The organism is Saccharopolyspora sp. NPDC000995 (assembly GCF_053599315.1).
In genome coordinates, this window is the sequence record NZ_JBSFLZ010000166.1 from 1 (window position 1) to 13,207 (window position 13,207).

Consider the following 13,207-nt stretch of genomic DNA (forward strand, 5'->3'; position numbering starts at 1 on the left):
CCGCCACGAAGAACAACTCCGCCGACTGACAACCCGAAACAACTGAAAGCGTTAACCAGCCAATCACCCAAAACCGAGATCATTAGCCGGATAATCCTATGACAACGCGATGGCCGAGGCGTTCAACTCGTTGTACAAGGCCGAACTCGTCCGCAACAAGGGCCCGTGGCGCGGTCTGGACGACATCGAGATCGCGACCGTCGAGTACATCGACTGGTACAACAACCGGCGCCTGCACGGCGAGCTCGGGCACGTGCCGCCCGCCGAGTACGAAGCACTACACGCGATGACCCACCCGATCACCGCACCCCTGGAAACCAACTAATCCAGTCTCCATCAAACCCGGTACTTGACAGACACACCGTTCCCAGTTCCTGGCTGGATACCCATTGATCCTTGCTACCGCATCGTCGTGGATTTTAAGACATGGACGGGCGGGACTACTGGCCCGACCGGGGCCGGTGCCCTAATCCGTTTCATGCTCAAGGAGCGGCCGACATCGGCTTCAGTCCGTGGTGAGACCGGTTTCCAGTTTGGTCAGGGCTTGGGTTGCGCGTTCGTGGAGTTGCTGGTCGTCGAGGTCGTCTTCGTCGCGGAGGTCAGGGTCGGCGACGTATTCGTCGCAGTCGAGGAACAGGTCGTTGAGGATCTCGTAGATGGGTTCGGGGAAGTGGCGGGTCGCTGCTTTGAACATCGCCATGTACTGTTCCTCGAACCGGGGCGCTGAGATCTCACCAGAGGTGAAGGCGCGGATGAGCCCAACGTAGTCGGCGATGTTGTTGCTCATGGTCTTGCTCCTGGCTGGTTGCATTGGTGGGCGCACCGTGTTGGCGGCATCATAGCTTTCCTCTGGTCAGGACGTTGGTGAGCTGGTCGGGGTTGAGTCGCCAGCCGCTGAGGAACTCGCCGGTGGGTTTTTGCATGACGAACAGGCCGGTGTTCTTGTCGACTTGGAAGAACACCGGGTCTCCGCGGTAGGTGCCGGACATGCGTTCGAGGTCGGGGCGTTGGGTGAAGTCGCGGATGGCTTTCTCGAACTCGTCGAAGGCTTGCTTGCTGCGTGGCTTGTCGACGCCGAAGTCGGGTGCGTGCCGGTCGTATTTCTTCTCGATCTGCTTGCGGTCGATCTTGAGTTTTGGTGCGGTCGTCTCCCCGGTGCCGACCCGTTCGCCGATCTGGGTGGTTTCGGTCTGGGCGACGTTGGGGTCGGGGGTGTTGTTGATGGCCATGGCCATGGCCAGGGTGGCGTTGGCTTCGACGGCGGCCACGGTGGTGACCGCGCCGCCGAGGGCGATGACGAACTCCGTGGCGACTGCGGCCATCCGCACACCCGCGGCGTCCAGGACCGCAGCACCGGCACCGCCTTCCACCACGAAACCCCCGACCGGTGTGGTCAGCAGGGACGCGACGAACGCGATACCGGTGACGACGGCGAGCTCCAGGCTTGTTTCCTCGACGATGTCGCCGATGGTGTTGCGGGTGCGTTCGACCGAGATGGCGTAGTCGCTGCAACTGTTCGCCAGCGCATCACATGTGGCGGGTAGTGCGGAGATGAGTGTGTTGTCGCCGGCGGCGACCTTCTGCCAGAACGACTCCAGCGCGTCGAGGTCTTCGGCGATGTTGTTGCTGGCCAGCGACTGCAACCGGGCGTGTAGGTCATTGGCTGTGTCGTTGAGGCTGTCGCGTGCTGCGGCGAACGCGGCGGCGACGTCGTGCATCTTGTCGACGTGGCCGTTGGGGTAGTAGGGGTTGACCCAGTCCGAGATCGTGGCCAGCAGGTTCGTGTCCCCGTCACCCAGGATCGGAGGGGGCTCGCTGGCGGCGGGACACTTGTCCGCCCACAGTGGAGCGAAGCCCTCGCCGGGGTCGCCACCGGCGGCCTCGGCGTCGGCCCGGCGGTGATTCTCAGCGGAAATCGCGAGACCGCGGGCGATTCCGCCTAGCAGCTCGTGAAGCCGCACTAACCCGGAGAAGAGGGTGCGGACCGCGGGGGTGTAGGACTCGGAGAACTTCTGGGCGGGCTCATCATTGCCCGCCGCGCCACTGAGCTCCCCGAGGCTACGAGTGAGGGCCTCGTAGCTGCGCATGACCCGGTTCTGGCCGTCGACGAAATCCTGGGCGACCCGGTAGTAGTCCTCCGGACGCACATCAACCGGGACCCCCGGACCTGGCTCCGGTGCCGGCGCCAGCGGAGGCAGAGGTGCGGACACGACGCTTCAGACCTCCCATATGCGGGCGTTCGCACGCACCGCTGAGGCTTGATTGCCATGTGCGGTCACCAGGAGCTGGTGCATCTCGCGCACGGTCTCCCGCATCCCCGCCACGGCCTGATCCCACTCCGCCTGAGCGGAGTGGTAAGCATCTGCCGCCTCACCACTCCACGAACCCAGCAGCCGCGCCACGACACCCTCGAGCTCGGTCAGCTGGAAATCGATCTCATCGACCGCCCGCCGAAGCGCGTCCTCGCCTTCCTCCAGAGCGCGGAAATCCACCGCGATCTGATCCACCCCACAACCCCCAGCAGATCATTCGGTCAACCAGCGGACGAGCCTCACACAGGCGAACACGCCACCACAACCGATTCGATCAAGTTCCGCACGACATCACCCAACGAGACCAACCGGATTGCCTCAGCACACCATCGGCAACCAGCGAGATGCGGCAGGCCCAGGCACACGTAACCGGTCCGTATCGCCGAGCGAGGCATAGCCCGGATCCACCGAGTTGGTTTTGGCGTGGGTTGTTGATCAAGGTCTTGGGGGTATTGATCGATAATGCTGGCGGTGGGTGTGCGGCGTCCGCCGGCATGGGGGTCCGGCTTATCCACTGTGGTCTCCGGTCGGCGCCTTGTGGGCGGGTGTGGTCAGGGGCAGGCCCCGGCTGGCGGGGAGTGGGTTGCGGTGAACAGACTGGTGAAGGCCTGTTTCCAGGGCCAGTCGGCGGGGAGGTGCAGCACGATGCGGCGGGCGGAGCGGGCGATACGGGCCGGGATCGTGATGAGGTGCCACCGCAGGGTGGCGGTGCGGGCTTTGGCGTGGAACTGCGACGCGAGACTACCTGCGGCGCGCATCAGGTTGTGGGTCAGCGCGGCCAGGGACAGCCAGGCGCCGTTGGCGGCGAGCTGCCCGGAGGGCAGGTGGGCCGCGGCGGAGTCGTTGAGGTCGGCGAAGACTTGCTCGATCGTCCCGGCGCGGCCGCGGTGCTCGGCCTCGGCGGTGAGCAACTCATGTGGGCACCCACGGCATCGGGCGGATCCCGCAGTACCTCGAGCGGGGCCGGCTCGGCGGTCTCGACCCCGCCGCCCGGGTGCTCGTCGAGCAGGTCACCCCAGCCCTGTCCCGGGTCGACGGGGCCAACGGCATCGGCCCGCTGGTCGGAGCCCGAGCGCTGGAAGCCGCCGTCGAAGGCGCCCGCCGTGACGGGATCGGCGCCGCGTTCGCCCGCCACAGCAACCACTTCGGGCCGGTCATGCCCTACCTGTTCCAAGCGGCCGAGCAGGGCTTCGCCGCGATCATCGCCAGCAACGCCACCACCACGATTGCGCCGTGGGGCGGCCGGCAGGCCCGGGTCGGCAACAACCCGCTCGGGATCGGCGTCCCCGCTCCCGGAGGAGACCCGGTTTTACTCGACATCGCCATGAGCGTCGTCGCGCGGGCCAAGATCCGGCGGGCGGCCGCCGTCGGCGACACGATTCCGGACACCTGGGCGACCGACCTCGACGGCAACCCGACCACCGATCCGGACGCGGCGCTGGCGGGCTTTCTACAGCCGATCGGCGGGCACAAGGGGTACGGACTCTCGCTCGTGGTCGATCTGTTCGCCGGGCTGCTCTCCGGCGCGGCGTACCTCGACCACGTGAGCTCATGGAGCGTCGACCCGGAGGGCGCCCAGAACCTCGGCCACGTCTTCATCCTGGTCGACACCTCGCGACTCATGAACACCGACGCACTGACCGCGCGGATGGCGGACTTCGCCAGCATCCTGCACGACACCCCGCCCGCAGACCCGGCCGCACCGGTCCGGCTCCCAGGCGAGCTCGAACTCGCCACACACCGGCGGTAGTCGGTGAACGGGGTCGAGGTGGCGTCCTCGGACGTGACCGCACTGCGGGATTTGGCCGGGAGCGGGAAGTTCTCGCCAGGTTGCGTAGCCCGGTGTCTTTGGCGGCGCGGATACGGTCTTCGACGCGGGCGTGGCGGCGGTGCCGTACTTCGAGGTCGGCGAGCTGTCCGCCGCCGGTGTTGGTGAGGAATCCGGCGCGCAGCCCGTCGGCGTCGGTGAAGCGTAACTGGACGCCGAGGTGGGGCCTTCTTTGCGCAGGATCAACCGGGTGCCTTCTGGCCACGCGGACAGGTCGACCATCCCGGTGATCTCGGCGACCCAGGCGCCGTCGCGGGGTGTGCCGTCGGCGTTGTAGGTGGGAGTCCAGGCGTGTTTCGGGATTGTTCGCCGTCACCATACCCTATCTGATGACGGTGCTGATCTCGGCTACCGGAAGCACGCGGGTGCCCGGCCCGTACCTCATGGTCGCCGCCGTGATCGGGCTGATCGCGGCCGTCTCTCTGCTCGAATCCGCGGGGAATCCGTTGCTACAGCCAGAGGACCTCGACGGCGAGCACACCGAAGCCTGAATTGGTTGGACAGGTACCGGGAGGGCGGCGAGGATGCGTTGCGTGCCAAGCCGGTGCCGGGGCGTCCGTCGAAGCTGTCGGGCGGGCAGATCGCCCGGTTGTATGCGTTGATCGCGGGTGCTGATCCGCGGCAGTTGTCGTTCGATTTCGCGTTGTGGACTCGGGAGATGGTGCGGAAGGTGATTCGCCGCGAGTTCGGCGTCAAGCTCTCGGCGGTCAGTGTGGGTCGGCTCTTGCGCACCATGGGCCTGTCGCCGCAGCGCCCGCTGCACCGGGCCTACCAGCAAGACCCGAGGCCGTGGATCGGTGGAAGACCGAGGATTTCCGGCCATTCGCGCCCAGGCGAAAGCCGAGGACGCGACGATCTTCTTCGTGGACGAGGCCGGGATGCACTCGGACTACCACGCAGGCACCACCTGGGCACCGGTCGGACAGACCCGGTCGTGCCCAACACCGGCGCGCGGTTTTTGATCAACATGCTCTCGGTGGTTACGCCAGATCTTGACAGTTGCTTGCTACATCTCAATGTGCCTGCCCGGTTGCCGACAGCAATGGCTAGCGGTTCAGTGCCGCGCGGTTGATCGGGAAGTCGAAGTAGGTATGGGGGAATGGTTCTTCGGGCAGGTTGAAGTGCCACCATTCGTATTTGTAGTTTTGCAGGCCGACCGATGTGAGTACGTCGCGGAGCAGTTCCCGGTTGGCCCTGGCTTGTCCTGTCACGCGTGGGTCGTCGCTGTGCGAGAGCGTGTCGAAGCAGTCGTAGCCGGTGGCCATGTCGGCACTGTTGTCCGGGAAACGCTCACCGGCGGGCGCGGTGCATGCCGTCAACGGCTCGCCGGGCGTGTAGGGGCGCTGCGGGGCGGCGGGCAGGCGCACCAGTGTCAGATCGACGGAACTGCCCCGGCTGTGTCCGGAGTCCTCCGCGATGTAGCCGTCGTCGAACAGCTTCGACTTGTCCACCCCAGGGTAGAATTCGGCCTTCATCCGCTGGTCTTGGATGTCGGTCGCCCATTGCACGAAGCGGTGGGCCGAGCGTTGTGGGCGGTAGCAGTCGTAGACCTTGAGGCTGTAGCCCTGGCCGCGAAGTCGCTGTTGCGCGGCGTGGAGGGCGTCGGCCAGTGGGCGGGTCACGACGCACATCGGCTCGTCGTAGCCGGGCACCGGGGCGCCGGTGAAATTGTGCGGACCCGCGTAGCGGATCTCCTCGATGATCGAGGGATCGATATCGTGTAGCGCCACGAATCCCTGTGGCGCGGGTTCGACAGGCGGGGTTGGCGGGGGCGGTACCGCGGGAGCCGTCGGCGGTACGGGGGCCGGCGGTGATATCGGCGGTACCGCTGTCGTGCACGCGGGGATGACTGGCAGCACGAGGACCACGAGCCACCCGAAGCCACGAAGTCGTCTGGACATGACGCCACGCTAAGCAACCGACTTGGTCGGTGCATGACACCCCGCTTGGCTGTGATTGGAGGCGCGTCCTTCCTCGCGTGGCTGGATGGGCTCGCTGGCTCGGGTGTCGTCCGGGCGCACCGCGGAGCGGGTGGATGTCAGGTTGCGTGTCAAGCCGCTGTTCGAACTGACGCACCTGACTGGCGGTCGAGCCTGGAAGATCATGAGGTTTTGACGGTTGCGTCGGGAGGAAAGCGGGAGAATCCTATTGAGATGAACCGCGTTGTACCGCACTGAACGGTAGTGATCTTCACTGGTTTATCCTGCGGTTTCTCGGTTTTCGCAGGTGAGTGTCTCTTGTGGACGGCACTGTGGGTCAAGGGGGCGCAGGTTCAAATCCTGTCAGCCCGACAGTGAAGAGGGTCTTCGCAGGTCAGAGCCTGTGAAGACCCTCTTTTTATGATCATGGTTCGTTCTTCGGAGTCGAGCACGCCGCTTATCGACCCCTTGACTTCGGAGCTTGGACATGCCGCTTTTGGATCTTGAACGGCTCACTGACGGCCTCGCGACGACCTGGACCGGCTACCTGAGGGACTGGAACCGCGGCCTGCGGTCGGGCAACCACCCGGAGACGACCCGCTACAACTACATCCTGGCCGCCGCGCAGCTGGCGCGCTATCTCGCCGAGCACTCGCCGGACCCCGAGGCGAGCGCGGCGGCGGAGGACCCCGCGGAGGTCACCAAGGACCACATCGAGGCGTTCCAGTCCTGGATGATCGAGACTCGCTCGGCGGCCACGGCGGTGAACAAGCACAAGGCTCTGCAGCAGTTCTTCAAGTGGCTGATGCTCGACGAGCAGGAGATCGATCGCTCGCCGCTGGAACGCGTCCGGTTGCCCAAAGCCCCCACCAAGCTGGTGCCGGTGATCGACGATGAGGTGACGACACAACTGCTCGAAGCATGCAAAGGCAAGGACTTCCTGAGCTTGCGCGATGAAGCGATCATCCCGCTGTTCTGCAACACCGGGGCCAGGCTGTCGGAGGTCGCCGGCCTGACGCTGGAGGATGTCGATCTCAAGACGGAATCTGTCGTCTTCCACGGCAAGGGAGCCAAGGTGCGGCGGGTGCGGATCGGGGCCAGGACGGCCCGGGCGGTGAGCCGGTATCTGCGCGCACGCGCGAAGCGTAAGGGCGCTGAACTACCGGAGTTGTGGTTGGCTGATCGTGGGGGACGGCCGCTGAACGCCAATGGCGTCAAGATCCGTCTCAAGCGACTCGGGAAGGCCGCGGGGCTGGCGGGTCTGCATGCGCACCAGTGGCGTCACACCTACGCCCACCAGTGGAAGCTCGCCGGCGGCGACACAGGGGGACCTGATGTTGCTGCTGGGCTGGAGTTCAAACGCGATGCCGCGCCACTACGGCGCCAGTGCCGCCGCCGAGCGAGCCCAGCAGACCCAGGTGCGCATGGGCATCGGCGACAACGTCTGATCACCCCGCACAGGCGACAGCAGACGTCGCGGTGCCGAGGAAGCACACCGCGACGTCTGCTCGCCTCGGTGTAACCGAGGAGCCTGCCTCAGTTCTTGGTGTTATTCTGCTCGTCGAGCTTCCTACGCCTGGCTTCCGTTATTGGACACGTGATCCGCACATATCGCGGTCAGATGGAAACGCAGTAGATGCAGGCGCCACGCGCGATACCAGACCACCTGTGGGATGAGCTGTTCGCGGAGATGGGCTGGGATCGCGATCGCGCCCTGCTGGAGTTCTACGTGGTCCTCCGGTGCCAAGGCGAGTGAGCTGCTCGGGGTCGGACTGGAAGACATCGACTGGGCAGGCCAACTGGTCTGCGTGGTCAGCAAGGGAACCCGAGAGCGACAGGCTGTGCCGGCGTCCCCGGACGCCTTCCGCTACCTCGGCCGCTACCTGGCCGCCGACGGGTTCCTCGTTCCAGGCCAGCCGGTCTGGCGCACCCGACGCGGAGCGCAAAAGCGCTGACCTACTGGGCGCTGCGTCGCATCCTGCAGCGGGCCAAGGACAAGCTGGGCAGAAAGGCGAGGAGACCAAGCGCCTGGCCTGCATCGCGCCGGTCGACCTCTGCATACCCGTCGTCGCGGGGCCGCAAAGACCTGAGTTCCCTCGGATCGTTCCCAGCACTCGGCGAGTTCGAGGGCGTCGACCTCACCCTGATCTTCCTGCGCGACAAGCGTGCCGAGGCGCACCGAATTCACAGCGAGAGCCGATTCACCTCGGCCTACCAGCCGTCGGCTTCTGGCGGGTCATGACACCAACACGAGCAGGACCTTCTCCGACGTCAATCTGGAGACGCGCCACTCCGACCGGCCGGTACCGCCGCCGACCGGTACCGCCGCGGTCGGGGCGATTGTGCATCTGCTGGCCACCGCCATCGAGGAGGGCTGGGGGCCTGTCCTCGATGAGCGGCATCCTGGCCGACAGCTCCCATCGTCTGCTGCCGACCTGACGGCTCGGCCTCACTTCAGGTGCCGGGCGAAGAACCGATTCCCGTTGTCCCCCTCGAACTGCGGGACGCCGGTGTGCCCGCCCATATTGGCATGCAGCGTCTTCTCCTTGGAGCCGAAGGCCTCGAACAGGTCCAGGGCCAGCTGCCGGTCGTTCCCTTCGTCGTCCCACTGAAGCAGGACCTGCAGCGGAATGGTGACCTGCCGGGCCTCTTCGAACATGGAGCGGGGCACGAAACTCCCGGCGAACAGAAGGGCGGCCGAGATGCGCGGCTCGACCACCGCCAGCCGGATGCCGATGGCGATCACCCCTCCCGCGTACCCGGTCGGGCCGCCGATCTCGGGCAGCGAAAGGAGGGCGTCCAGGGCAGCCCGCCATTCCGGGACCGCCTTTTCGACCAGCGGGAGGACGAGCCGGTCGACGATCTCGTCGTCGACCGGCTCCCCGGCCTCCAGTGCCCGGTGCAGGTCGGCGCGGGCCTCCTCGGCGGCGGCCGAACGGGGCCGGTCACCGCTTCCGGGGAGCTCGATGGTGGCCGCGGCGAAGCCCTCCGCCGCGGAGTGCCGGGCCCGGGCCACCAGTCGGGGGTACATCTTGTGCAGTCCGCCGGGGTGGCCGAGTAGGATCAGCGGGGCCGGTGCGGATGCGGATCCGGGCGTCCACAGGATGCCGGGGATCTCGTCGAGGGTGAATTCGCGCTCGAGGACACCGTCGTCGAGGCGCTGCTCGGAAGTGAATCGCATGGTCGTGCCTTTCGGGAGTGCTCTTCAACGGCGCTCCCGGACGACCTATCGCCCGACCGTGATCCCGGAGGGGAGCACCCATGTCGATACTGCGTTCACGGGTACCACCTCCTCGTTCTCTCGCACGGCCTCCGGAAAAGTAGCAGTGGTCGTCGTCATCCGCCAACAGGTTTTTGCGGAGGCTCCGGGGCGCGCCGCGAAGGCTGTCACGCTCAGCCAGCAAGATCCAAGGGGCTCACAGCCGCATGCTTGACAAGTGCAGAGGAGGTTCCTGTGAGCGGTAAACGTGCCGTGGGAACGCGCGACACAGGTGGACGCACGGGACTTCGCCTTATCGCTGAAGATGGCGACGAAGCCGCCACGGCCGCGGCGACCGGATGCACCGGCGGCAGGCTTGGTCAACCCGGTGACCTCGACCGAGCTCTACCTTGAGCCCGACCCGGACGAGTTCGTCGCACACGTCCTGGCCCACCACGAGCGCCAGCGCAGCGGGCAGTCCCGGCCGCCCACGCCAGCGCCGCGCTATCGCCATGAGGTGCTGCAGACGCTGTTCGGCGCGGCCCCCGCTGGGCGGAGGCAGGGAATGAACACCGCCGTGCGCGCGGTCGACGGCGGCACCGGCCACCGCGCCGCCGCAGGCCACGCCGCACTACCGGCCGGGAATGAGGCCCGCGAGGCGACAATGACGTGGTGGCAGACGTGCGCTTCCCGCCACAGCGTGATCGAGCGGACGCGCTGCTGTAGCTCCATGCCGCGAACTTAAGGATCTTTTGGTAATAGGGTGAGTCGGCTACGCGTGATTCCCTCTGCCTGGTGGCAGATCGCGGCGTGCCAGAATCTTCACGACCAGCAGGCGGACACCACAAATCCCGCAGCAGCAAGAAAGTAGCTGTCCGCCGCGATTTTGAGGCGTTGCGGGAGCGTCGGATGCGGGCAGCGGAGATGTTCGACCGTGGCAAGCGGCAGGTCGATGTGGTGGTGGAATTGGGGGTCTCGGCGCAGACCGCCTCCCGGTGGCACTAGGCGTGGTCGGCCGGTGGCCGGCAGGCATTGGCCGGGGCTGGTCGCGCCGGGCGGATGCCCAAGCTGTCCGACGACCAGGTGGCCGAGGTGGCGGACGCGCTCACCCAGGGACCGCGGGCAGCCGGGTTCGGCACCGGCATGTGGACGCTGGCGCGGGTCGCCGAGGAGATCGAACAGGTGACCGGAGTGCGGTACTCGACCACCCAGACCTGGACGATCCTGCGAGAGCGGCTGGGCTGGAGCAGACAGCGCCGGCCGATGGAAATGCTGTGGGGCAACGTGAAAGCGGTCGATTGCTGGGTGTTCGGTGACGCCGCAAACGGCACCTACCTGGCGAAACCTCCTGGACCGGCATCGTCCGGCACATTGCCATCGGCCATCCCCGCCCCGGCCGGTCGATGTGCATCTGCTGGATCACCAGGTCGTTCTGCGTGACCTTCTGCCGGAACAGCCCGCCCTCCCAGTCGCCCAGGTGCACCTCGCGAATGTCGGGCTCGACCAGCGGGGTCAGGCCGAGGCGGGCCGCCAGCGGCGCTGCGCGGTCCGCCGCAGGGTGGTCACGTAGATCGCGTCCAGTTGAACGTCGGCGAGGCGCTCCGCCACCCGCTCGGCGTGCTCCCGGCCCGCCGGGGCGAGCTCCGGATCGCCCTGGCCGTCCACCAGCTGGAAGGCCCGGTCCGGGCGCGCCGGGGCGGATTCCCCGTGCCGGATCAGCAGGATGTCGGTGGATCCGGCAGGTGCTGAGAACCGCGACTGCCGGTACTCCACTTCGGACATGCTCACTCGCTTTCCCGCCCAGTAGCCGGACGTCGACAGGATTGGGCTGCTTCGTGCGTTTCAGTACTCTATGAGGAAGAACGGCCAGTTCTGCGCCACCCGGCCGCGCTCGTACTTGTAGCAGCTGTGCACTGTGGACTTTCCCCAACTCATCAGCAGGTTGGCGCGCTCGACGTCGGCGTTGAAGGCGTCCTGCACTTCCTCGCGGCAGTCGAGCGCGGCCTCTCCGCGCTTCAGCAGCAGCTGCAGGCAGCCCACGTGGTACACGGCGCATTCGAAGGAGGAAGATGATGCTGCTGTTGGAGACGATGTTGGTGGTCGGCCCGTAGACCAGGAAGAGGTTCGGGAAAACCGGGGACCGTGATGCCGAGGTGCGTGCGTCGCGGCCCCAACGCTCGTGCAGGTCGATGCCGCCGTGGCCGGTGATCCGCATCAGCGTGAGGTAGTTCGAGGCATGGAAGCCGGTTGCGAGGATCAGCACGTCGGCCTCGTGCGGCTGTCCGTAGGCGGTGCGCAGGCCGGTGGTCGTGATCTCCTGGATCGCTGGTCCAGTCCGGATTGACCGCGACGGCCGGGAGGACCTCCCCCACGGAGCGGCAGAACAGCCAGAATCTGTACCACTGGGCGTAATGCGACACGTTGCGCAACAGCCACCGCAGCCCAGGGGGCACCGGATCCAGGTTTGATGCCGCGTGCCGCGCTTGGCATCCCGCTCGTCGGTGAAGTCCCGGAAGTAGTTCAGCAGCGCCTGCTGGGTGGAGAGCTACCCCGACCCGGCCTTGCTTCTCAGTGGGGGAGAAGCTGTAAAAGTGGTTGGTGATGCCGCCCCGGCAGCCCGGGTAGGTGTTCTCCAGCCAGATGCCGCCGACTTCGCAGTTCTTTTCGACGATCTCGAACGACACCCCGGACTGCCGCAGTCGGTGCACGGTGCCAGCCGGGACATCCCGGCGCCGATGATCAAAAAGTACAACGGCGAGTCTGGAGCGAGCTCGGCCTTCATCCAGCCGGGGCGGCCCGGGCCGCCGTCGTGGGCCAGTTCCTCGACCAGCAGCGGGAGGTAGCGGCCCAGGGCGCCGCCGGTGGTGAAGGCGATGAGTTGCCCGACCTCGTCGGCGGTCATCTCGGGCGCGTCCGGGCAGCCCCGGTCGCGCCAGTCGCTCAGGGTGCGCAGTGCGAGCTCGCGGGCGGCGGCCAGCTGCTCGTCGCTGGGCGCGCCCTGCGGGCTGAGGTGGTCGGCCGGGTCGGGGCGCAGTTCGTCGCGGAGCGTCAGATCACCGGTGAGCTGGGCGAGCGCGGGCATCAGGGCCGAATTCTCGGCTTCGTCGATCGTCGCGCGCAGGAAGTCGTCGTCGTCTTCGTCGGTGGCCATCGCTTCCCCTCCCGGCAGGGACTGGTCCGAGACGCCTGCGTCCGACTTTTCCATTGCGCCTCGTGGTTTTCAAGCGGGATCGGCGCTTGGGGCATGGCGTTGCCGGATGCTAACTTAACGAACGATACACAGTCGGCGGGCTACCGCGAAATGATGGGGCCCGTGAGCACAATGGACTGTGACACGGTTCTGCTGACCCAGGATGGCCCCGTGCTGACGGTGACGATCAACCGGCCGCGCCGGAAGAACGCCATCGACGGGCGACGTTGTCTGCGCTACACGATGCGCTGAAGTAGGCGGCGACCGACGACGGCGTGCGGGTGTTGCTCAAAGGCGCGGACGGCGCTTCTGCGGCGGGCCATAACCGAAGTTCACCGGCGAGTGGATGGTGCGATGATCTACGAGCAGATCGCCTACGAGGTCTCCTACGGCATCGCGACCATCACCCCGAAACGGCCAGCCAAGCTCAACGGGTTCACGCACGTCATGCGCGCCGAGCGGGTCGACTCGTTCGACACCGCCGACGCGGCCGAAGGATTCGCGTCCTCTCTCACCAAACGCCCGGCGAGCTTCCCCTCAAAGTAAGCCAAGACTACCTGGCCTTCATTCCGCCCTGGCCCCAACGTCCCAACGGGCTCTGACCCAACGCCCCAGTGATCTCCCCGTGCTTGGGCGCAGTTTCAGTTGAAACTGTGCACCGCGGTACTGAGGTTTCGCAGTTTTGTGGGGGGTGTGCGGCGTGGCGGCGTGATCATGGCCTGGAGATGGGGGAAGCATCGGCGTTCCTTGTAACCACCC

The 13,207-nt window shown here is 66.5% G+C and carries 17 protein-coding genes and 2 pseudogenes; 9 read left to right on the plus strand and 10 right to left on the minus strand.

Annotated features, from left to right (window positions below):
- Window positions 1–94: 94 nt before the first annotated feature.
- Window positions 95–325 (plus strand): annotated as a pseudogene (locus ACWDKQ_RS32390) (integrase core domain-containing protein); the annotation flags it as partial.
- Between the two features lie 180 nt (window positions 326–505).
- Here ACWDKQ_RS32390 and ACWDKQ_RS32395 read toward each other — a convergent pair.
- The 4 genes from ACWDKQ_RS32395 to ACWDKQ_RS32410 form a co-directional block, all read right to left on the minus strand.
- Window positions 506–787: a colicin immunity domain-containing protein gene (locus tag ACWDKQ_RS32395; RefSeq protein WP_450142574.1), complete on the minus strand. Its 282-nt coding sequence runs from the start codon at window positions 785–787 to the stop codon at window positions 506–508.
- Between the two features lie 49 nt (window positions 788–836).
- Entirely contained in the window at window positions 837–2,210 is a 1,374-nt protein-coding gene (locus ACWDKQ_RS32400) for a colicin D domain-containing protein (RefSeq protein ID WP_450142575.1), read from the minus strand.
- Window positions 2,211–2,216: 6 nt separating this feature from the next.
- The gene (locus ACWDKQ_RS32405) at window positions 2,217–2,507 is read right to left on the minus strand and encodes a WXG100 family type VII secretion target (RefSeq protein ID WP_450142576.1); all 291 of its coding nucleotides are present in this window, start codon (window positions 2,505–2,507) and stop codon (window positions 2,217–2,219) included.
- 356 nt (window positions 2,508–2,863) lie between these two features.
- The gene (locus ACWDKQ_RS32410) at window positions 2,864–3,223 is read right to left on the minus strand and encodes a transposase (protein ID WP_450142577.1); all 360 of its coding nucleotides are present in this window, start codon (window positions 3,221–3,223) and stop codon (window positions 2,864–2,866) included.
- Between the two features lie 5 nt (window positions 3,224–3,228).
- Between ACWDKQ_RS32410 and ACWDKQ_RS32415 the strand changes: the two genes are divergently transcribed.
- Window positions 3,229–4,062, plus strand: coding sequence for an Ldh family oxidoreductase (locus ACWDKQ_RS32415; protein ID WP_450142578.1), 834 nt, complete (start codon window positions 3,229–3,231; stop codon window positions 4,060–4,062).
- A 76-nt stretch (window positions 4,063–4,138) separates the two neighbouring features.
- On the opposite strand, the pseudogene ACWDKQ_RS32420 reads toward ACWDKQ_RS32415, so the two are convergent.
- Window positions 4,139–4,431: pseudogene (locus tag ACWDKQ_RS32420) on the minus strand (IS1380 family transposase); the annotation flags it as partial.
- Between the two features lie 11 nt (window positions 4,432–4,442).
- Here ACWDKQ_RS32420 and ACWDKQ_RS32425 point away from each other — a divergent pair.
- Both ACWDKQ_RS32425 and ACWDKQ_RS32430 read left to right on the plus strand, forming a co-directional pair.
- On the plus strand, window positions 4,443–4,631 hold the full coding sequence (locus ACWDKQ_RS32425) for a hypothetical protein (RefSeq protein WP_450142579.1): 189 nt from the start codon (window positions 4,443–4,445) through the stop codon (window positions 4,629–4,631).
- Between the two features lie 5 nt (window positions 4,632–4,636).
- Window positions 4,637–5,212, plus strand: coding sequence for a winged helix-turn-helix domain-containing protein (locus tag ACWDKQ_RS32430; protein ID WP_450142580.1), 576 nt, complete (start codon window positions 4,637–4,639; stop codon window positions 5,210–5,212).
- On the opposite strand, the gene ACWDKQ_RS32435 is transcribed toward ACWDKQ_RS32430, so the two are convergent.
- The gene (locus ACWDKQ_RS32435) at window positions 5,187–5,870 is read right to left on the minus strand and encodes a M15 family metallopeptidase (protein WP_450142581.1); all 684 of its coding nucleotides are present in this window, start codon (window positions 5,868–5,870) and stop codon (window positions 5,187–5,189) included. The two genes, ACWDKQ_RS32430 and ACWDKQ_RS32435, sit on opposite strands and share 26 nt — an antisense overlap.
- Window positions 5,871–6,546: 676 nt before the next feature.
- Here ACWDKQ_RS32435 and ACWDKQ_RS32440 point away from each other — a divergent pair.
- The gene (locus tag ACWDKQ_RS32440; RefSeq protein ID WP_450142582.1) at window positions 6,547–7,581 is read left to right on the plus strand and encodes a tyrosine-type recombinase/integrase; all 1,035 of its coding nucleotides are present in this window, start codon (window positions 6,547–6,549) and stop codon (window positions 7,579–7,581) included.
- A gap of 927 nt (window positions 7,582–8,508) precedes the next feature.
- Here ACWDKQ_RS32440 and ACWDKQ_RS32445 read toward each other — a convergent pair.
- A complete protein-coding gene (locus ACWDKQ_RS32445; RefSeq protein WP_450142583.1) occupies window positions 8,509–9,240 on the minus strand; it encodes an alpha/beta hydrolase in 732 nt (243 codons plus the stop codon).
- A 406-nt stretch (window positions 9,241–9,646) separates the two neighbouring features.
- On the opposite strand from ACWDKQ_RS32445, the gene ACWDKQ_RS32450 reads away from it, so the two are divergent.
- A complete protein-coding gene (locus ACWDKQ_RS32450; protein WP_450142584.1) occupies window positions 9,647–10,003 on the plus strand; it encodes a hypothetical protein in 357 nt (118 codons plus the stop codon).
- 314 nt (window positions 10,004–10,317) lie between these two features.
- Window positions 10,318–10,698, plus strand: a complete 381-nt coding sequence (locus tag ACWDKQ_RS32455) for a winged helix-turn-helix domain-containing protein (RefSeq protein WP_450142585.1) — start codon at window positions 10,318–10,320, stop codon at window positions 10,696–10,698.
- A 72-nt stretch (window positions 10,699–10,770) separates the two neighbouring features.
- On the opposite strand, the gene ACWDKQ_RS32460 is transcribed toward ACWDKQ_RS32455, so the two are convergent.
- The 3 genes from ACWDKQ_RS32460 to ACWDKQ_RS32470 form a co-directional block, all read right to left on the minus strand.
- Window positions 10,771–11,040: a histidine phosphatase family protein gene (locus tag ACWDKQ_RS32460; RefSeq protein WP_450142586.1), complete on the minus strand. Its 270-nt coding sequence runs from the start codon at window positions 11,038–11,040 to the stop codon at window positions 10,771–10,773.
- A 60-nt stretch (window positions 11,041–11,100) separates the two neighbouring features.
- The gene (locus tag ACWDKQ_RS32465) at window positions 11,101–11,307 is read right to left on the minus strand and encodes a hypothetical protein (protein WP_450142587.1); all 207 of its coding nucleotides are present in this window, start codon (window positions 11,305–11,307) and stop codon (window positions 11,101–11,103) included.
- A gap of 496 nt (window positions 11,308–11,803) precedes the next feature.
- Window positions 11,804–12,463 (minus strand): hypothetical protein, encoded by a 660-nt coding sequence (locus ACWDKQ_RS32470; protein WP_450142588.1) that lies wholly within the window; start codon window positions 12,461–12,463, stop codon window positions 11,804–11,806.
- A 108-nt stretch (window positions 12,464–12,571) separates the two neighbouring features.
- Here ACWDKQ_RS32470 and ACWDKQ_RS32475 point away from each other — a divergent pair, with 108 nt between their 5' ends.
- Together ACWDKQ_RS32475 and ACWDKQ_RS32480 are read left to right on the plus strand one after the other, a co-directional pair.
- Window positions 12,572–12,700: a hypothetical protein gene (locus ACWDKQ_RS32475; RefSeq protein WP_450142589.1), complete on the plus strand. Its 129-nt coding sequence runs from the start codon at window positions 12,572–12,574 to the stop codon at window positions 12,698–12,700.
- Between the two features lie 102 nt (window positions 12,701–12,802).
- Window positions 12,803–12,994, plus strand: coding sequence for a hypothetical protein (locus tag ACWDKQ_RS32480; protein WP_450142590.1), 192 nt, complete (start codon window positions 12,803–12,805; stop codon window positions 12,992–12,994).
- Window positions 12,995–13,207: the final 213 nt, after the last annotated feature.